The sequence below is a fragment of the Luteolibacter sp. Y139 genome (genome assembly GCF_038066715.1).
GTDB lineage: Bacteria > Verrucomicrobiota > Verrucomicrobiia > Verrucomicrobiales > Akkermansiaceae > Haloferula > Haloferula soli.
Map to the genome: position 1 here is coordinate 41193 of NZ_JBBUKT010000003.1, position 20047 is coordinate 61239.

Below are 20047 nucleotides of genomic sequence, written 5' to 3' on the forward strand. Positions count from 1 at the left end.
CCCGTCCTAGCGGGCTTCCGGGGCATGGTGAAAAGAGTGTCAATCCAACCCTTTACAACCCCGGCTGACCCTGCGAAACACCGCGAAATTTACCCCCCACGCGCCTAACCTCGTCCCGCCATGCCCAAAGATACCTCGATCCGCAAAATTCTCGTCATCGGCTCCGGTCCCATCGTCATCGGCCAAGGCTGCGAATTCGACTATTCCGGGGTCCAGGCCTGCAAGGCGCTGCGTGAGGAAGGCTACGAGGTGGTGCTGGTGAACTCCAATCCGGCCACGATCATGACCGATCCGGAGTTCGCCCACCGGACCTACATCGAGCCGATCACGCCGGAAGTGGTGGAAAAGATCATCATCCGCGAGAAGCCGGATGCCCTGCTCCCAACCCTCGGCGGCCAGACGGCGCTGAATACCTCGATGTCCCTTCACAAGGCCGGCGTGCTGGAAAAGCACAACGTCCGGATGATCGGCGCGAAGCCGGAAGCGATCGACAAGGGCGAGGACCGCCAGCTTTTCAAGGAGGCCATGATCCGGATCGGCCTCGATATGCCTCGCTCCGGCATCGCCCACACGATGGAGGAAGCCAGGAAAGTGGCCGAGGAGATCGGAACCTTCCCGCTCATCATCCGTCCCGCCTTCACCCTCGGCGGCCAAGGCGGCGGCATCGCCTACAACCGCGAGGAATACGAGGAAATCATCTTCCGCGGCCTCGACCTGTCCCCCGTTTCCGAAGTCCTCATCGATGAATCCCTTCTCGGCTGGAAGGAATTCGAAATGGAGGTCATGCGCGACAAGGCCGACAACTGCGTGGTCATCTGCTCGATCGAGAACATCGACCCTATGGGCGTCCACACCGGTGACTCGATCACCGTCGCGCCCATCCAGACGCTGACCGACCGCGAGTATCAGATCATGCGCGATGCCTCTTTCGCGGTCATCCGCGAGATCGGCGTGGAAACCGGCGGATCTAACATCCAGTTCGCCATCGACCCGAAGACCGGCCGCATGATCGTGATCGAGATGAACCCGCGCGTGTCGCGCTCGTCCGCTCTCGCCTCGAAGGCCACCGGCTTCCCGATCGCCAAGATCGCCGCCAAGCTCGCCGTCGGCTACACGCTCGGCGAACTGCCAAACGACATCACCCGCGAGACCCCGGCCTCCTTTGAGCCGACCATCGACTACGTGGTCACCAAGGTCCCGCGCTTCACCTTCGAGAAGTTCCCGACCGCCAATCAGGTCCTGACCACTTCCATGAAGTCGGTCGGCGAGGCCATGTCGATCGGCCGCACCTTCAAGGAGTCGATGCAGAAGGCGCTCCGCTCGCTCGAGACCGGCCGCTGGGGCTTCGGCTTCGACAAGAAGGATGTCCACGGCGCCACCCGCGAGGAGATCGAAACCAAGCTCGCCGTGCCGAATGCCGAGCGCATCTTCTGGCTGCAGACCGCTTTCCTCAACGGCTGGACCATCGATGAGGTCTTCGAAACGACCGCCATCGACCCATGGTTCCTCCATCACCTCAAGGAGATCGCCGACGAGGGCAAGAACCTCGCCACGCTCGACCTGAAGGATGCCAAGCGTCTCGGCTTCTCCGACCGCCAGATCGCCATGGCCCGCGCGCATTCGCCAGCCATCCATGACGCCTCCATCCACGGCGAAAAGGATCAGCCCGCCGGAGCGCCACCGCGCGCCGAGCCCGAGGGTGCCGTGGTCGACATCCCGACCGAGGACACCGTCCGCGCCGAACGCAAGGCCCGCGGCATCATCCCGACCTATCGCCTCGTTGATACCTGCGCCGCGGAGTTCGAGGCCTACACGCCTTACTTCTACTCCACCTATGGCGACGAAAACGAAGCCCGCGACAGCGACAAGAAGAAGATCATCATCCTCGGTGGCGGCCCGAACCGCATCGGCCAAGGCATCGAGTTCGACTACTGCTGCGTCCACGCCGCCTTCGCCCTGAAGGAACTCGGCTACGAGACCATCATGGTGAACTCGAACCCCGAGACCGTCTCCACCGACTACGACACCTCGGACAAGCTGTTCTTCGAGCCGCTCACGCTCGAGGACGTGCTCAATATCTGCGACCAGGAAAAACCGGACGGCGTGATCGTCCAGTTCGGTGGCCAGACGCCGCTCAACCTCGCCGCCGATCTCAAGCGCCACGGCGTGCCGATCATCGGCACCTCGCCGGAAAGCATCGAGCTCGCCGAAGACCGCAAGCACTTCTCCGCGCTGCTCGACAAGATCGGCCTCAAGCAAGCCGAAGCCGGCACCGCCGTTTCGGAAGATGAAGCCGCCGCCATCGCCAAGCGCATCGGCTACCCGGTCCTCGTCCGCCCGTCCTTCGTCCTCGGCGGTCGCGCCATGATGATCGTCTATGAGGAAAACGAGCTGCGCAGGTACATGCGCGAAGCCGTCGATGTCTCGCCGGACCGCCCGGTGCTCGTCGACCGCTTCCTCGAAGCCGCCACCGAAGTGGACGTCGACTGCATTTCCGATGGTACGATGTCCGTCGTAGGTGCGATCATGGAGCACATCGAGCAGGCCGGCATTCACTCCGGCGACTCTGCTTGCTGTATCCCCGCTCACTCGCTCTCCGACGAGATCAAGTCCGAGATCACCCGCGCCGCGAAGGAACTCGCCCGCGAGTTGAACGTGAAGGGCCTGATGAACATCCAGTTCGCCGTGAAGGACGAGCAACTCTACGTCATCGAGGTCAACCCGCGTGCTTCCCGCACCGTACCCTTCGTCAGCAAGGCCACCGGCGTCCCACTCGCGAAGTATGCCGCACAGATCATGGTCGGCAAGACCCTCACCGAGCTCGGCTTCACCGAGACCGTCATCCCGACTCACTTCTCCGTGAAGGAAGCCGTCTTCCCGTGGAACCGCTTCCCCGGCATCGACATCGTCCTCGGCCCCGAGATGCGCTCGACCGGTGAGGTCATGGGCATCGACGCCGACTGGGGCATGGCCTACGCCAAGGCCCAGACCAGCTCCTTCAACCCGCTCCCGACCAAGGGCAATGTCTTCCTCTCCATCTCCGACCGCGACAAGCCGGCCGCGATGGAAGTCGCCCGCGAACTCGTCGCCCTCGGCTTCGAGATCTACGCCACCGGCGGCACCTGCGATCGCCTGCAAGCCGAGAGCATCCCCTGCCATCGCCTCTACAAGCTCAGCGAAGGCCGCCGCCCGCACATCATCGACATGATGAAGAACCGCGACATCCACTTCATCATCAACACCCCCAGCGGACACTCCGCCCGCGAGGACGAAGTGAAGATCCGCAGCGGCGCCGTCGCGAACAAGATCTCCTACTGCACCAACATGGCCGCCGCCCGCGCGTCCGTGAAAGCGATCCGTTCGCTGAAGGAACAGGAGATGACGGTGAAGAGCATCCAAGAGTATCATTGATACCCTCCCACTTCCTCACATTCTCAAATGTCCCAACGGGACATCTCATAGAAGCCCGGCACTACGTGCCGGGCTTTTGATTTACGGATCTTACTTCTTATCCAAATTCGCCTTCATCTCCTCATCCGTCGGCGTCTTGCTCGGCACTCCCTTCTCCGGTACCTCCACCTTCGCAATCCAAGCGATCGCATTGAGCACGATCCCCCGGTGATCATCATTCTGCCAGTTCTTGTGAAAGTGCCCGCCGGAAAACCCAAAGGCACGCACCTTCCCACCCTTCGCCTCGTGCTCGAACGCCCACATTACATGCTGCGGCTCCTTGCGCTCTAACACGGCCTTGCGCACCTCCGGATTGCCCGAATGAAACCCATCCGGCCGCGACAAGGTCTCCGGCCCAGGCAAGTCACTGAGGATCGGCGTCACCTCATCCATCTTCTCACGGAAGCGCATGTGGTAGTACCACTCGTCGCGAATCTTGAAGTCACCGATCCCGCGGCTGATCTCATGTTTCGCTGGCTTGAAGGACGCATCCCACTCCGGATTCACCGACCAGCCACCTTCGAAATACCCACCGATCAAATCAAGGAAGGCATTCCCCGGCTCCCCCTTCGGGATCTCCACGGCGTAGTGAATGCAACCAATCCCCGTGCCCGCATCCGCAATCTGCCGGAGCTTCGGCAAATGCTTGATCGCCGGATGACCGTCACCGCCATCCGCATAAAACACCACCGCCGCAGCCCCATCGAAGACCGACTCGTCCTTCGGCCAGCCATCAGTCACCACCACCGCCTCCACCGGCAGCCCGCTCTTGTTCAAGTCCTCGGCCAATAGCATGCACCCGGCGCGATGCTCGTGCTCACCCGGCCCATGGCTCGGAACTCCCGCCACGAAGACGATTTTCTTTTTCACCACAGCCTCAGCCTTTGCAGGCTCAGCCAGGCTCGGGGTCACAAATGCAAGGGTAGCCGCGGCCACGCAGCCGAGGGCGACAAACAAGAAACGCGAGTTTTTCAGCATCGGAGTTCACCATACACGGCGAACTCCCGACGCATTTCAAGGTCTCACTCCGTCGGCAACCCAGCCTCTTTCCAAGCCGCGAACCCGCCCTCGAGAATCGCCACGTCATAACCCTTCGCGGCCACCTTCTCCGCCACCGCACGCGCGTCCGGGCACCCGGCATCCGTGCAATAAATCACCACCGGCTTCCCCGCCGCCTTCGCCGCCCGCATCTCGGTCTCGCTCTGGGAAAGACGTTTGTCGAACTCATGCCGCGGCCATGAGATCGACCCGGGAATCTCTCCGAAACCCGCGACGAATCCCGGCCGCGCATCGTAGATGAGGACCGTACCCGCCTGCTGCCGAGGAAAGAAGGTCGCCATGCTCATCACCGTCAGCTTGCCGGCCTTCACGGCAGGTGTCGCGGGCTTGGCGGGAGCCGCCGACGGCTTCGCGGCAACCGGCGGCACCGCCGTCACGGGTGCCGGTGCTTTGTCCTGACAAGCAGCGATAAGGACGACGCCAACGGCGACGAGCGATTTCATGGCGGGATTCCAGCGCGTCTTCCCGTCCCCCGCAAAGGCGGATTCTCCATGGTGGCAGAAATGCCCGCATTTTCCCGAATGGTCGGCGGCACCGGTTCTGCTACGTTCCGCCGCTACCGTGCGAAAAACCCTCCCCTTGCTGCTCGCCCTGACGATCCCGGCTGCCGCCGTGGAGATCCGCGTCGCGACCTACAACATCGGCGCGCACTTCACCGCCGAAGGCTTCCCCGACTACAGCCTCGGCGACCCCGGCACCGCCGATCACGACAACGTCCGCGACGTGCTCGACCGCATCGATGCCGACGTGGTCGCCCTCCAGGAAATCGCCTCCGCGGACGTCTCCGGCGCCCCGGACGACCTCGACGCCTTGGCTGCCAGTCTGGGCTACCCCTACATCTACACCGCGCCCACCGCCTCCGCCCCGCCGCTGACCGGACCGATCGATACCACCCTGCGGGTCGTCTTCCTCTCTCGCTTTCCATTCATCACCACCAGCGCCGTGCGCTCGCCGGAAGGTGCGAGGGAACTCACTCGCTTGGACCCCGTCGTGAAAGTCGATGTCCCCGGCACCACTCGCGACCTGCTCCTCATTTCCGCCCACTTGAAATCCGGCACCGCCGCCGCGGACAAGTTCCGCCGCGCCGTCGAATTCAAGCGACTGGCCGGCCACCTCGGGGCCCTCGGCCTGACCAACGACGACAACTACATCATCATGGGCGACTTCAACCTGTCGTCGTCCAACGCCACCTACAATGCCTTCCCGGCCGACATGCCGGCCAGCTACGACTTGGGCGACGACATTCCCTTCCCCCTCACCTACTCGACCAATCCGCTCTCCTATTTCACCACCCCTTCGGTGACGAAGCTCGACCTGCGCCAGGTCAACGGCTCCACAGCCACCTTTCAAAGCGGATCGGCCATCGACCTCATTATGGTCTCACCCGCCATCGCCGGCAGGCCGGTGGACAGTGAGGTCTACAACTCGACCCTCGACACTTCTAACAGCGTCGGCTTGCCGAAGGCAGGCTCTCCCCTGGCAGCAGGCGCCAGCGCCGCAGCATCCGATCACTACGCAGTCTTTGCCGATCTGGAGTTGGACTCCGATTCTCCCAATCTCGATCTCACACTCTCGCCTTCCACGCTTAATGAAGGCCAACCAGACGGCGCCGCCACGCTCACCGTCACCCTGCCTGCCACCCGGGCAAGCGCAGTGACCGTCGCGCTTTCCTCGGATGACCCCGGCGCCACGCCCGTCTCACCCACCATCATCATCCCGGCAGGCAGCCTCAGCGGAAGCACTGGCGTTCACGCTCCCCGGAACTTCATCACCGATCCACAGCGCAGCATCACGTTCACAGCTACCGCCTCCGCCTACGATCCGGATAGCGCCGTGCTCCAACTCAACGACGTGGATGGCCCCTACATCATCGCCTCCGCAGGCCAGCCGGTCACCGAGAAATTCACCACCTTCGACGGCACCCACGATCCCGCCCCGTGGACTACCTCCGGTGGTCTCACCTGGCGCGGCAGCGACAGCGGCACCTCCATCACAAGCGGACTGCGCTCCTACGGCAGCGGCACGGATGGATCCCTCGGCATCTTGCCGAATGGCACCGGCACCGGCACCGGCACCACCGCCACCGCTACCTTCGTCAATCAATCCGGCGCACCACTCACCGGCCTGCAAATCGGCTTCGATGTCGAGCAATGGCGAGCCGCCCTCAATGGCGCAGCGGACAGCCTGAGCGCATCCGTATTCTTCGACGGGCAAACCTTCCCGCTACCCGGCCTTTCCCACGTCGCCAGCCAATCCCAGCCAACCGGCCCGATCACCGGAGGGCTGACGACCGCGAAGTCCGCAAGTCTCTCGGGACTTTCAATTCCAGCAGATGCTTCTTTCGAGTTGCGAGTCGCCTTCACACCGGGGGCAGGCAGCGGCGCCCTGCCTTCGGATGTCTTCGTGAACGAGTTCCACTACGACAACGCGAGCACCGATACCGGCGAGTTCGTCGAAATCGCCGTGGGACCCGGTTACTCGGGTGCACTCTCGGGCATCTCGCTCGTGCTCTACAATGGCACCGGCGGTGTCACCTACGCCACCCATACTCTCGATACCTTCACCCTCGGCACGACGACCGCGTCAGGCCATCGGCTCTTCTCAAAGCTCATCTCCGGCATTCAGAATGATATCGATGGAATGGCCGTCGTTGCAGGCGGAACGGTTCAGGAATTCATTTCCTACGAAGGATCATTCGCTGCCACCAACGGCCCCGCCAGCGGCATGACTTCCACCAATATCGGTGTGAGCCAGGTCGGCACCGAAACTGCCGGACAATCCGCGCTCGGCCGCACCGGCACCGGCGGAAACAGGGCCGACTTCACTTGGCAGAAGTTCACCGGCGTCGCCCACTCCCCCGGCCAACCGAACCAAGGACAAAGCTTCGTTCTGCCCACGCTTCCCTCCCAAGGCCTCGCCATCGACAACCTCAGCGTCACCGGTATCTCCGACGGCGACTTCGATGGCGACGGCATCGCCAACAGCCTCGATCCCGACGACGACAATGATGGCCAGTCCGACGCCGACGAACTCGCCTTCGGCACGAACCCCTTCAATGCCTCCTCGATCTTCCGCCCCATCCTCTCTCACTCGGGCGGACTCACCCTGAGCTTTCCGGGAGCCAATGGCATCACCTACACGGTGGAGAAGAGCACCAACCTCACCGCCTGGAGCACGCTCTCCACTCATCCCGGTGCCGGACAAACCATTGCCGTGACCCTGCCCACGGCGGATCCGGCGATGTTCTTCCGCGTGAAAGTCGGACCATAAGGTCACGCCAAAAGGTCGCTCACCACTTTCCCATGCACGTCCGTCAGCCGGAAATCCCGGCCCGAGTAGTGGTAGGTAAGCTTCTCGTGATCGAATCCTAACAGCTGGAGCATCGTCGCATGCAAGTCATGGACGTGCACTGGCTTCTCAACCGCCTTGTAGCCGAAGTCGTCAGTCGCACCATAAACGTGGCCGCCCTTCACCCCACCACCGGCCATCCACACGGTGAAGCCATAGTGATTGTGATCGCGCCCCTTCATCACGCCTTTGTTAGACCCAGCTTGCGGCAGCTCGACCGCCGGCGTGCGGCCAAACTCGCCGCCCCACAGGACCAGCGTCTCATCCAGCAAGCCGCGCATCTTCAAATCCGCAAGCAAGGCACCGATCCCCTGATCACACTCCTTCGCCAAGCGGCGGTGATCCTCAATGTCGTCGTGACTATCCCACGGCTGGCCATCGCCATGCCATAGCTGGATAAACCGCACCCCGCGCTCGACCAACCGCCGCGCCATCAGGCACTGCCTGGCAAAGGAGCCCGGCCCATACATGTCGCGCACATGCTGCGGCTCCTTCGTCACATCAAAGGCATCCGTCGCCTCACTCTGCATCCGATACGCCAGCTCGAAGCTCCGGATCCTCGCCTCAAGCTGCGGATCATGACCACGCGAATCAAGATGGCGCTCGTTGATCTTCCTCAGGAAATCGATCTGCCGCGCCTGCCGGCTGTCGCGTGCCGAGGGATTTCGCAGGTTCTCGATCATCCGGTTCACATCTTCGATCGAGCTGTCGAGGTAGGTGCCTTGGAAATTCCCCGGCAAGAATGCGGAGCGCCAGTTCTCCGCGCGCTTGATCGGCATCCCACCCGGACACAGCGCCACGTAGGACGGCAGGTTCTCGTTCTCACTGCCGAGACCATAGCTGATCCACGAACCCATCGAAGGCCGCGACAAGCGCCCGTCACCGCAATTCATCAGCATCAACGACGGCTCGTGATTCGGCACATCCGCCGTCATCGACCTCACCACGCACAAGTCATCCGCATGCTGCGCGGTGTGCTCGAACAGCTCACTGACCTCCAGTCCGCTCTCCCCATACTTCTTGAACGAAAACGGCGAACGCAGTGCCGCACCCGTCGGCCGCTCGGTCTTCAAGCCATCGAGTGGCATCGACTTGCCATGAAACTCCTGCAACTTCGGCTTCGGGTCGAAGGTGTCCACCTGCGACGGACCGCCGTTCATGAAAAGATGGATCACCCGCTTCGCCTTCGGCGCGAAATGGGGTGCTGGCGCGGCACCCGCTTCCATCAAACCTCCCAGCGCCATCGCACCGAAGCCCATCCCGCACCGCTGCAAGAATTCGCGGCGATCGAGAACGACATCGGAAGCGGTGATGCGGTGATGGGACATGATCTCAGTCGACAAAGTGAAACTCGTTCGATGCCCAGAGCATCTGCACCAGGTCCGCCCATGGATTCGCCGGCTGCGCACCGGGTGCAGGGTCATTGGACTTCGGAAACTGCTTGGCGAAATTCCCGACCTCCATCACTGGCTGCGACTCGCTTTCCCGGCCTTCAATGACGAACGTCCAGTTCACGCTCCCGCAGGCATCTCCATCCGGAGCACGAAGTACGAAATCAATCGTATCTCCCGGTTTCACGTCGATCCAGGTGCCTGCGACATCGACAGAAGCTTCCGGCGAAATCTTCGCCTCGGCGAGCGGCTTGCCCTTGCCATCGATGCGCCACGCCAGGGTGTCCCCACCCTTCTGATTGCGCTTGAGGTGCGCGGTCATCTTCACCTGCCCGGACCCTGTGGCCCGCCAGCGCAGAACCATCGCGTGATGCGCCCCGGCATGGCCGCCATCGGCCCCTACATTGAGCCAGCGGATCGGCGCAGTCGAAACATCCGGACCTGTCTTCCAAACATCGTTCGCAAACATCGGGAAAGTGCTCAGATCATCCGTCGGTGCACCGGTGTCCGGCGCATGGCGGACTTCCCAATAGCCACCGAGCTTAGGTGCGTAGTCCGCTGGATTCGCACTCTCGACCCATTCCTGCGCGGCGCGAATCTCGTCCTCCGCCGGCACCCGCTGGAACAATCTCTGATAGATCCACAGCACCTTCGCCCGGTCATCAGGCTGAGCCTTGAACGCAGCGTCATTCGCCACCCGCTCCGCCTGCCGGATCACCATCCGCCCATTGAGGAAATACAGCGCCTGCTGCGGCACCGACGTTTCCACCCGCTTCGGGCTGTGATGATCCGGGTGCGGCAAGTCGAACGACACAAAGGTGCCGGGCAAGGCATAGCGATCCACGAACGCGTAGATGCTCCGCCGCGCATCCGACGAAGACTTGTCGAGATTCACCGAGCGCCCACCGGTGCGACTCGTGTCGAGCGCCCCGCTCGTGGCCAGCACATGATCCCGCATCGTCTCGAAGTCGAGACGCCGGCGATTCCACTTCCAGAACTTCGTGTTCGCCTCGTCGATCTTGTCATTCTCGCGCGAACCTTCAGCCGAAAGCCTGAAGGCCTTCGACGTCAGCAACAGCCGGTCCAGCTCCTTCAGCGATTGTCCCTTCTCCTGAAAACTCACCGCCAGCGTATCGAGCAGCTCTAACAACTCCGGCCGTGGCGTCTGCATCCCGAAATCACCCGGCTCCGCCAGCGGCGCACCGAAATGCCACGCCCACACGCGATTCACGATCACCCGCGCCGTCAGCGGATTCGCTGGATCCGTAATCTTCTCCGCCAGCGAAAGCCGCGGGCTCTCACCTTCCGAATACGGGCCACCACCCAGGAACGACAGCCACTGGCGGTCAAAGGTCGCGCCACGATTCGCCGGATTCCCACGCTCGAAAATCACCGCCTGCCCCCACTGCTTCTTGTCGCCCAGGCTCATCGCACGCGGCGGCGAACCGGGATGATCCGCCATCAGCTTGCTCATCGCGCCAACGCGGGCACGGCGCTGATTGCCATCCTCCACGTCCATGAATTCCGAAATACGATCCACGCCGTACTTCAGCGGACAGCCATCCTTCGAGGAAAGCTGCGCGAGTTCACTCCCCTCACCCGCAGCGAGCCATTCACCCGCAAGCGCCTCACAGAGCACCTTGCGCGCATTGTCATCCGCCGCCGCATCCATCTCCCCGAGCCAGCGCTTCACACGCTCACCACCGGCATTCTCGCCAAGAAAATCCTTCCACCGCATCAAGGCATTGGGACGAAGCCGGCCGCGTTTGAAGCCCTCGCTCGTGGCCTTGCCATGATTCCAATCCTCCTTCCGCGCCCGCCACGCGAGTTCGAGGTAATTCGGCAGAGCCTCCTTCGAGCGCACGTGGTTGACGAGTTCTTGCCGCACGGCCAGATCCTTCTCCTCCAACTTCGCCGCCTCCGCCTGATAGGCTTGAAACTCAGCCTCGTTGTCCGCCTTCCCAATCACCGGCTTGTTATCCGGTTCGTCGGTATTGTCGAAAATCGAGTAGAGCGAGTAGTAATCTCGCATCGTGATCGGATCAAACTTGTGATCGTGGCAACGCGCGCACGAAACAGTGCTGGAAAGAAAGCCGCGGCTTACCACATCCACCCGGTCATCGATCGTCTCCACCGGCCCGCCACGCAGACCCACGGTCAGAAACCCCAGCGCCGCAAGATCCGGATGATCCGGCCGATCCACCATCTGATCCGCTGCGATTTGCAACTTCACGAAGCGGTCGTACGGCAAATCCTCGTTGAAGGCTTTGATCAGCCAATTCCGATAAGTGTAGGCGAACGGGTAGCGATTATCCTGGTCGAAATTATACCCGCGCGTGTCGGCATAACGCGCCACATCCATCCAGTGCCTCGCCCAGCGCTCCCCATAGGCTGGACTCGCGAGCAGTTCATCGACCAACGCCTTCCAAGTCGCCTCGTCCGGATTCGCCTCGATCCGCTTCAGCTGCTCGTCCGACGGCGGCAACCCCGTGACCGTGAATGCCGCCCGCTCCAGCCACTGGTGCGGTGCCGCGAGCGATGCTGGCTTCAGCTTCGCGTGTTCCCAGGCCCGCTCCAGCAGCGCATCCACCGGATTCCCCGCCACCTCCGCCTTCACCGGTGCCACATAGGCCCAATGCTTCTCCGCCGCGGAAGCGCAGGAAAGCAAGGCCAGCAGGATGACGGGTGCACGCATCAGTTCGACAGGCGGGACGATATCCCCCGGTGAAATCTTTCACCACCGCGCAGTTTCGCCACCTCCAAACTTAGCGCAGCGGCGGCTCCTGGATGGCGCGGACACTGATTTTCGCCACGGCCAAGGTTGCACCATCGCCCGCACCGATCCGGATTTGATCGAACGAAAGGCCCGACTGGATCGTCTTCCGCACCAGCGGATGATTCCCCGCGCTCGCCCCTTGATGCAGCTCGATCGTGCCATCGCGCCGATCATAGCGAAGCGTGATCGTCTGCGCTCCCGTAAGGCGGGGTTCCGTCGGCACCGGCACCAAGCGGCGCTTCATATCCAGCGACCACGTCTCCTCGGGTCCGAAGCAATCGCCGAAGAAGCAATGCTCATACCCCTCCTGATAGAGGCTGACACCCGACCACTGCTCCGTATGAAACGACGGCGAAGCCACGGTCTCCACCGTCACCAGCAACACCGGCCGCGAAGCCGTGAGCCCATCCATCGGCAGCGTGTAAAAAGCCTCGAAACCCGTGCCCTCGAGGTGGCCGTCCTTGATTACCGGCGCCCCCTTGTCCAAGCGCCAGCGGCTGATCCCGGCAACCGGCTGGCGATCATTGATCGGGCCGCCCGTATCGAAGCGATCTTCCAACAAAACCCGCAGCTCCGGCGTGATCGACTCGAAGTCCTCCTCCCGGGCCGGCATCCGTTGCAGCGCCCCCGCACTGTCGACCTTCGCGGCCTCCTTGGCATGCAGCACTGCCTTGGCCGTTCCCGTGACCGCATTCACCGCCACCTCACCGGAGAAAACGTGAAGCTCGTCGGCGGCACCGGGACGACTCACGACACCGAAGTCCGTCCCGTGATCGACTGCCGTCAGCGAGCCAGTCTTCACCGTGAATCCCCTCCCGCCTTCCGGGCCGTGAAGACGCCCACGACCACTCTCGAAGCGCAGCACGCCATCCGATTCGAAGACCACCGACGCCGGCGCCTCGACCAGCGCGATTGCTTTCATCGGAAGATTCAGCCGTACCCATCCCCGCTCGACCGAAAGCCGCGACCCCACCGCAAAGCCCGAGCCATTGAGCGCCTGCCGGTCGTCCACCTTGACGATCGCATCCGCGGAAAACGCACAGCCAGCCATCACCGGCGCAGGCCGCGAAGGCTTCAGCCACTGCCAGGCGAAGAAGATAGCGGCCACCGCCACCGCGCACGCCGCCAGCACCGGCACCCAGCGCGGAGTCCGCGCCACCGAGGATGGCACGCTGTAGCCGAGCATCTGGCTGCCCTCGAATTCCTCGCACAACGAATGATGCAGCATCGCGTGCTCACGATAGAGGGCTAACAGCGCCGGATCCTTCCCCAGCCGCTCTTGCAGGCGGCGGAAGCTGGCCTTATCGAGCGCCCCGTCGAAGGCCGCCGCGACGAGCTGCTGGTCATTGAGATTCATGGAAGAGGAATGCCCTGTTCGTGGAAGCGCCGTTCGATGCACTTCCGGAGCGAGCTGCGGAGATTGAAAAGCGTGGCCTTGAGCGTGCCAGCGCTGCGATTGATGACCTTGGCGTAATCATTGAGCGGCGCACCGCTGGCGTAGCGATGCTGGAGCAGGTCGCGATCCTTCGGCCGGAGCTTGGAAAGACAGAGGTGCAGCGCCTGGTGCCGGGATTCCAGCTCCTCCGGATCCGCTTCCAGCGCCGGGGAAATGCGCTCTACCAGGTCATCGTCGAAGATCAGCCAGCCCTTCGAGGCCAGCCGCCGCCGGTGGTTCATGAGGTGGTAGCGGGTCACTTGAAACGCCCACGCCTTGAAGCTGGTCCCGGGCTCGAACTGGGCGCGCTTTTGCCACAGGATGATGTTCACCTCCTGCAGCAGGTCGCGGGCGCCGGAGGACCCCGGCATCAGGGCACGGATAAAGGCCAGCATGGCTGTCTGGTGGTTGGTCAGCTCGCTGACGAAAGCTTCGGAGACTTCGCCCTCGTCCGGATTTTGGGACGCGTTCATCATCCCCTACTTGAGAGGATGTCGGCCTCCCCGGAAAGGTTTAGATTGCCCTGCTGCCACGCTTTCCCGCTGGGAATCGCAATTTGCCGCCGTAGAATTCACCCATGCCCACGAAGAAGGACATCCTCGACCTCCATTTCATGGACGCGCGGTACAAGTTGCTCGATATCGCCGCCTTCCTCGATCGCATCGAGAGGCACCCGGGAGAGGCGGATTTCCGCTTCGATGGCCTGAAAAAGGCAATCCCCATCCTTCTTTCCGACCAACCCGGCCGGGCCAAAGCCGTCCTCGAGGCGCTCTCCGACCATTCCACTGAACCGGCAGAAAAGGCCACCTTCCAGGGTGCCTTCGGCGCTCCCCAAGCCTGAGACAGATTTCCATGAAATACATCGAGCCCCACGCCCACATGGTCAGCCGCACGACGGATGACTATGAAAAGCTCGCCCTCGCCGGTTGCGCCGCCCTCTGTGAGCCCGCCTTCTGGGCCGGCTTCGACCGCTCCTCGCCGCAGGGATTCTACGACTACTACCGTCAGCTCACCGAGTATGAGCCGAAGCGAGCCGCGAAATACGGCATCCCCCATTTCTGCTGGCTGTGCATCAACCCGAAGGAAGCCGAGGACGCCGTCTTCGCCCGCGAGGTGATGGCCATCATCCCCGAGTTCCTCAAGCAGCCCACCGTGCTCGGCATCGGCGAGATCGGCCTGAACAAGAACACCAAGAGCGAGCTCGCGATCTTCGAGGAGCACGTCCAGCTCGCGCTCGATCACGACCTGCCGATCCTGATCCACACCCCCCACCTCGAGGACAAGCTCAAGGGCACCAAGCTGATCCTCGACGCACTCGCCTCATTCTCGAAGCTCAACCGCGGCAAGGTCATCATCGACCACGTCGAGGAACATACGGTGAACCTCGTACAAGAGCAGGGCTACTGGGCCGGCATGACCCTCTACCCGGAAAGCAAGTGCACGCCGAACCGCGCGATCGACATGCTGGAGACCTGCGACAGCGACCGGCTGTGGCTGAACTCCGCCTGCGATTGGGGTGTCTCCGATCCCTTGGCCGTCGTGAAATGCGGCTTTGAAATGAAGCGCCGCAAGCACTCCGCCGAGGATATCGAGCGCGTGCTTTACGAAAATCCGAAGCGCTTCCTCAGCCAGTCGCCGAACTTCAAGCTGTAGCCTCGCGTTTCACTTCTTCGGCTTCGCCGGAACCCGCGTCGCCAGCACCTTGTCCACGCGGATGCCGTCCATGTCCATGATCTCGAAGCGCCAGCCGTGCTCTTCGATCTCGTCGCCCTCGGTCGGCACACGCGAGAGGCGCTGGGAAAACCAGCCCGCCAGCGTCTGATACTCGTCGCCCGCCCCATCCGGTGGAGCGAAGCCCTTGAGGAAGGCATCCAGCTTCTCGATCTCGAACAGCCCGTCGATCAGCCACGAGCCATCCTTGCGCTGCTTGATCGGCATCGTGAGCCGCTCTTCCTTCGACGGCACGTCGCCGACAATCGCCTCCATCAAATCGATCAGAGTCACCATCCCGATCACTCCGCCAAATTCGTCCACCACGAACGCCGCATGATGCCCCGTGCGGCGGAAGTCTTCTAACAGGAGACTCGCCTTCTGCACCTCCGGCACCAGCAGCGGCGGCTGCATCAGGTTCTGGAACTTCACCTCGATCCCCGCGGCGAGCTGCGCGTAGCAGTCCTTCACCGAGACCACGCCGACCAGATTGTCGCGCTGCCCCTGATAGACCGGAAACACGCCCTGCGTGCTCTTCACGATCCGCGGCCAGACCTGGGCATGGCTTTCCTCGCGATCAATCCACACCATCTTGGGACGCGGGATCATGATGTCGTAGACATCGAGCTTCTCGAACCCGAGCACGCCTTCCATCATCCGCGACTCATTGCGATCCACCCCGCCGGCCACCATGCCCTCGCGGATCAGCACGTTCATTTCCTCGCGGGAAAGCTTCGATTCCTCGCTCTCCTTCACGCCAAACAAGCAAAGCAGCTTGCTCGTGGACCACGAGAGCAGCCTTACGAACGGGGACGAAACCTTCGACAGCCAGGCCATTGGCAAGGACATGATGCTCGCGATGCTCTCCGCGTATTGCATGGCCAGCCGCTTCGGCACCAACTCGCCCACGACGATCGACACATAGGTCAGCAAGGACATCACCACCGCCATCGAAATTTCCTCGGTGAAATTCCCGAAGATACCGAACGGCTTGAGCCACTCCGAAAGGCGGAGACCAAGACTGGCACCACCGAAAGCACCGTTGATGAGAGTGACCAGGGTGATGCCGATCTGGACCGTGGACAGGAACTGATTCGGCGACTCCCCGAGCTTCAGCGCCCGTGCGGCACCCTTGCCACCGGCATCGGCCCGCGCCTGAAGCACGGCCCGGCGCGACGAGACGATGGCGATTTCGGTCATCGCAAAGACCCCGTTGCAGACCAGCAGCACCAGGATCAGCGCAATTTCAAAGAGAGCAAACATTTTCGAGTGGTTACCTGAAGGAGGCAGGGAAGCATTTCATCCCTGCTTTCCTGCAAGCAAGCATCATTCCTTTTCCTTCTCCGCAATCTCAGCTTCCACCGCCTCCTCAGGCGTTTCGGCCGGCGGCAAGGGATGGCGTTTCCGGTGGATGATCGAGGCGATGACCGAAATCACCAGCACGCCGACGATCACCCCCAGCGAGACGTGCATGTCGATCTTCCATGGGGTATGGGCCAGCGACATTTTCACACCCACGAAGATCAGGATCACTCCCAGCCCGTGCTTCAGATAATGGAAGTACGGCAGAATGCCCGCGATCGCGAAATACAACGCCCGCAGTCCGAGGATCGCGAAGACGTTCGAGGTATAGACGATGAACGTGTCCGTCGTGATCGCGAAGATCGCTGGAATCGAATCGACCGCGAAAATCACGTCCGTCACTTCCACGCAAAGGAGCACCGCGAGCAAAGGTGTCGCGAACCACTTGCCGTCCTGCTTCACGAGAAACTTCGAGCCGACGTAGCTCTGGGTCATCGGCATCATGCGTTTCAGCAATCGCACCGCGATGCTCTTCCCCGGGTCCACGGAATCGTCATCGTGGGAGAACATCTTGATCCCGGTATAGACCAGCCAGGCGGCGAAGAAATAGATGATCCAAGCCGCACTCGTGATCAGCGCCGCTCCGCCCGCGATCATGATCGCGCGCAAGGCCAACGCTCCGAAGATGCCCCAGAACAACACCTTGTGCTGGTACTCACGCGGCACCTTGAAGAAGGAGAAGATCACCGCGAAGACGAAGACATTGTCCACCGACAGCGACTTTTCCAACAGGTAGCCCGCGAAGAACTCCTCACCCGCCTTCGCTCCCAGCTTCCACCACACCCAGCCGTTGAAGATCATCGCGAAGACGATCCACACCGCGGTCCAGCCAAGCGCCTCCTTCACCTTCACCACATGCGCCTTCCGATTGAAGACGCCGAGGTCGAGCGCCAGCATGAAAATCACGAACGCATTGAAGGCTATCCACCAGCTGACAGGTATCTCAGGCATGAACCATCAATCCAACGGTGACCCACGCATTGGAGCAATTGGAAAGCCGGATGCGATTTTCCAAGTCACCCGCTGAACCCTCGCCAGAAGTCGCAGGATCTGGCAGCTTCCCCCCGTGGAGGCAGAGGCTGAAGGATTCATCCTGTATCTGGCGACCGAGCGCGGGCTCTCGTCCGCCTATCAGCTCTCCGTGCAACAGACGCTCGATGCGCTCGCGGCCCATCTCCGCAAGCGCAGCCTGCCACTCGCCGACGTGGGCACCGACGAACTCGCCGCCTTCCTCGCCGAGAGGAAGGCCGCCGGCCTTGCCGCCTCGTCGCTGAGAATCGCCACTGTGCATCTCAAGGTCTTCTTCCGCTGGCTCGTCAGTCGCGGCAAGCTGCCCATGGATCCCGCCGAGCCCCTGCTCTCCCCGCGGCCGGAAAAATCACTCCCGGAAACGCTCCACTCCGCGGACATCCGCAAGCTCCTCGAATCCATCGACCCCACGCAGACCCTCGGCCGCCGCGATCTCGCGATCCTCGAGCTCTTCTACTCCTCCGGCCTGCGGCTGTCGGAAATCTGCTCCGCCCGTCTCGAGTTCCTCGATTCGGTAGAGCACTTCATCCGCGTCACCGGCAAGGGCTCGAAAACCCGCCTCGTCCCCGTCGGCCAGCGCGCGGAAGAAGCCCTCGAAGATTACCTCCGCAACGAGCGCCCCACCCTCGTGAAAAAACGCACCGGCTCGGAAATCTTCCTCAGCGTCCGCGGCTCCAGGCTTTCCCCGGACCGCGTGAGGCAGGTCGTGAAGGAGCGCGCCGCCATGGCCGGCATCGATCAAAACGTCTACCCCCACCTGCTGCGCCACTCCTTCGCCACCCACCTCTTGGAAGGCGGAGCCGACCTCCGGGTGATCCAGGAACTGCTCGGCCACGCCGACATCGCCACCACCCAGATCTACACCCACGTAGACGGCACGCGGTTGAAAGCCGTGCACAAGAAGTTCCACCCTCGCGGCTAAGCGAGCCCTTCCAAGAAGGCCGTGGCCCGGGAGTGATGCGCTTCTTTCTTCGCCGCCGGGAGCTTCTCCCACGTCCGCGCCATCATCGACAGCCGCGGGTTCGAGTCGAAGAACTTCAGGTGATCGCCGATGAAGCACCAGAACAGGGCGTCCCATGTGTCGCACCATTCCCCCTTGGGATAGAACGACATCTTCCGGATGTAGTTCGAGCCGCTCAAGTAGGGCTTGGTGGTAAAGGTCCCGCCGTCCGCGAATTGCGACATGCCATAGACATTCGGCACCATCACCCAGTCGTAGGCATCCACGAATAGCTCCATGAACCACCGGTAGACATCGTCTGGCCGGATACGGCAGAGGAGCATGAAGTTCCCCATGACCATCAGCCGCTCGATGTGATGGCACCATCCGTGGTCGAGCACCCGGCGGATCGTGTCGTCCACCGGCGGGATGCCGGTCTTGCCCTCATAGAAGGCGCGCGGCATCGGCCGGTCGTGTTTCCAGAAGTTGCCGTTCCGGATCTCCACCCCTCGGTAACGGTAGATGCCGGCCATGAATTCACGCCAGCCGATGATCTGGCGAATGAAACCCTCCAGTGAGTTCATCGGCACCTGATGTCGCGTGGCGTATTCCAAGACTCGTTCCACAATTTCCCTGGGATCGAGCAGGCCGATATTCAGCGCTGGCGTCAGCACCGAGTGAAAAAGCACGCGATGATTCCGCGACAAGGCATCTTCATAGGCTCCGAAGTCCTCAAAACGCTCGGCAAGGAAACGATCCAGCCACGCCAAGGCATCGCGACGGGTCACCGGATAGCCGAACGAATCGGAGCGTCCGGGATTGTCCGGAAAACGGCCCTCCACCCACTCGATCGCCGCCTTCACATGCTCGTTCTGCCTCGTCTTCGGCTCAATCGGGGCGAGATGGTCTTCAGGAAATCGCTGCCGGTTCTCCACATCGAAAGACCAGTGACCACCAACGGGCGAGCCCTCGGCTTCGACGAGAATGCCCATGCGTTGGCGCTGCTCTTGGTAGAAGCTCGCCATGAAAGGCTTCTTCCGGCCACCCCCCGTGTGCTTCTCGAGAAAATCCGGCGGCGTCACCAAGTTCGGCGTGGGATGCACCACCAATTCGATCCTGCGGCTCGCGGCGAAGCGACGGATCCGCCGTAGCAACACATCATCCATCGGATCGACGACTTCCAAGCACTCCACATTCTTCGGCACCGCCTTTTCCAATACCCCCGTCGAATCAAGGTCTGCTCCGGACGGAACTTCGACGTAGCGAACGTCCTTCTTCCCCGTCGCCCAGGCCTTCATCGACGCACGGTGCAGCACCAGCCGCTGCTTGTGGACCCCGAGCGGCCAGTGCGGGTCGTTTCCAAAGAACAGCGGATCCTCGATCAGCAACGTCAGTTGCCCCTCACGCCAAGCCGGATGGCGTCCAAAGAGTTGGTTGGGATAGACAAGGCCGACCGTGATCATGGCGAACCATGGAAAGGTGCCCTCACCTGTCGAGCGACGCGGGCACAAAAAAGCCGCCGGAAATCCGGCGGCTCGGGAAATTCG

The 20047-nt window shown here is 62.2% G+C and carries 14 protein-coding genes; 5 read left to right on the forward strand and 9 right to left on the reverse strand.

The window, feature by feature from the left end; all coding sequences use genetic code 11:
- Positions 1-120 precede the first annotated feature (120 nt).
- On the forward strand, positions 121-3411 hold the full coding sequence (gene carB, locus WKV53_RS08555) for a carbamoyl-phosphate synthase large subunit (RefSeq protein WP_341404154.1): 3291 nt from the start codon (positions 121-123) through the stop codon (positions 3409-3411).
- Between the two features lie 90 nt (positions 3412-3501).
- Here the strand turns inward: carB and WKV53_RS08560 are convergent, their stop codons facing one another.
- Positions 3502-4428, reverse strand: coding sequence for a ThuA domain-containing protein (locus WKV53_RS08560; protein ID WP_341404155.1), 927 nt, complete (start codon positions 4426-4428; stop codon positions 3502-3504).
- A 44-nt stretch (positions 4429-4472) separates the two neighbouring features.
- Positions 4473-4952, reverse strand: a complete 480-nt coding sequence (locus WKV53_RS08565) for a rhodanese-like domain-containing protein (protein ID WP_341404156.1) — start codon at positions 4950-4952, stop codon at positions 4473-4475.
- 118 nt (positions 4953-5070) lie between these two features.
- Between WKV53_RS08565 and WKV53_RS08570 the strand changes: the two genes are divergently transcribed.
- Entirely contained in the window at positions 5071-7779 is a 2709-nt protein-coding gene (locus WKV53_RS08570; RefSeq protein WP_341404157.1) for an endonuclease/exonuclease/phosphatase family protein, read from the forward strand.
- A 2-nt stretch (positions 7780-7781) separates the two neighbouring features.
- On the opposite strand, the gene WKV53_RS08575 is transcribed toward WKV53_RS08570, so the two are convergent.
- From WKV53_RS08575 to WKV53_RS08590, 4 genes are all read right to left on the reverse strand, one after another.
- On the reverse strand, positions 7782-9185 hold the full coding sequence (locus tag WKV53_RS08575) for a DUF1501 domain-containing protein (RefSeq protein WP_341404158.1): 1404 nt from the start codon (positions 9183-9185) through the stop codon (positions 7782-7784).
- A gap of 4 nt (positions 9186-9189) precedes the next feature.
- Positions 9190-11943, reverse strand: a complete 2754-nt coding sequence (locus tag WKV53_RS08580; protein WP_341404159.1) for a DUF1549 and DUF1553 domain-containing protein — start codon at positions 11941-11943, stop codon at positions 9190-9192.
- Between the two features lie 70 nt (positions 11944-12013).
- Positions 12014-13381 (reverse strand): FecR family protein, encoded by a 1368-nt coding sequence (locus WKV53_RS08585; RefSeq protein ID WP_341404160.1) that lies wholly within the window; start codon positions 13379-13381, stop codon positions 12014-12016.
- Positions 13378-13935 (reverse strand): sigma-70 family RNA polymerase sigma factor, encoded by a 558-nt coding sequence (locus WKV53_RS08590; protein WP_341404161.1) that lies wholly within the window; start codon positions 13933-13935, stop codon positions 13378-13380. The genes WKV53_RS08585 and WKV53_RS08590 overlap by 4 nt, the downstream gene beginning before the upstream one ends.
- Positions 13936-14036: 101 nt before the next feature.
- Here WKV53_RS08590 and WKV53_RS08595 point away from each other — a divergent pair, with 101 nt between their 5' ends.
- On the forward strand, positions 14037-14300 hold the full coding sequence (locus WKV53_RS08595) for a hypothetical protein (protein ID WP_341404162.1): 264 nt from the start codon (positions 14037-14039) through the stop codon (positions 14298-14300).
- 11 nt (positions 14301-14311) lie between these two features.
- Positions 14312-15112: a TatD family hydrolase gene (locus tag WKV53_RS08600; protein ID WP_341404163.1), complete on the forward strand. Its 801-nt coding sequence runs from the start codon at positions 14312-14314 to the stop codon at positions 15110-15112.
- Positions 15113-15121: 9 nt separating this feature from the next.
- Here the strand turns inward: WKV53_RS08600 and WKV53_RS08605 are convergent, their stop codons facing one another.
- Positions 15122-16432 (reverse strand): hemolysin family protein, encoded by a 1311-nt coding sequence (locus tag WKV53_RS08605; protein ID WP_341404164.1) that lies wholly within the window; start codon positions 16430-16432, stop codon positions 15122-15124.
- Positions 16433-16495: 63 nt separating this feature from the next.
- Positions 16496-17482: a TerC family protein gene (locus tag WKV53_RS08610; RefSeq protein ID WP_341404165.1), complete on the reverse strand. Its 987-nt coding sequence runs from the start codon at positions 17480-17482 to the stop codon at positions 16496-16498.
- Between the two features lie 115 nt (positions 17483-17597).
- Here WKV53_RS08610 and WKV53_RS08615 point away from each other — a divergent pair, with 115 nt between their 5' ends.
- Positions 17598-18482: a tyrosine recombinase gene (locus WKV53_RS08615; RefSeq protein ID WP_341404166.1), complete on the forward strand. Its 885-nt coding sequence runs from the start codon at positions 17598-17600 to the stop codon at positions 18480-18482.
- On the opposite strand, the gene WKV53_RS08620 is transcribed toward WKV53_RS08615, so the two are convergent.
- Complete coding sequence (locus WKV53_RS08620) at positions 18479-19963, reverse strand: cryptochrome/photolyase family protein (protein WP_341404167.1); 1485 nt, start codon at positions 19961-19963, stop codon at positions 18479-18481. The genes WKV53_RS08615 and WKV53_RS08620 overlap by 4 nt on opposite strands.
- Positions 19964-20047: the final 84 nt, after the last annotated feature.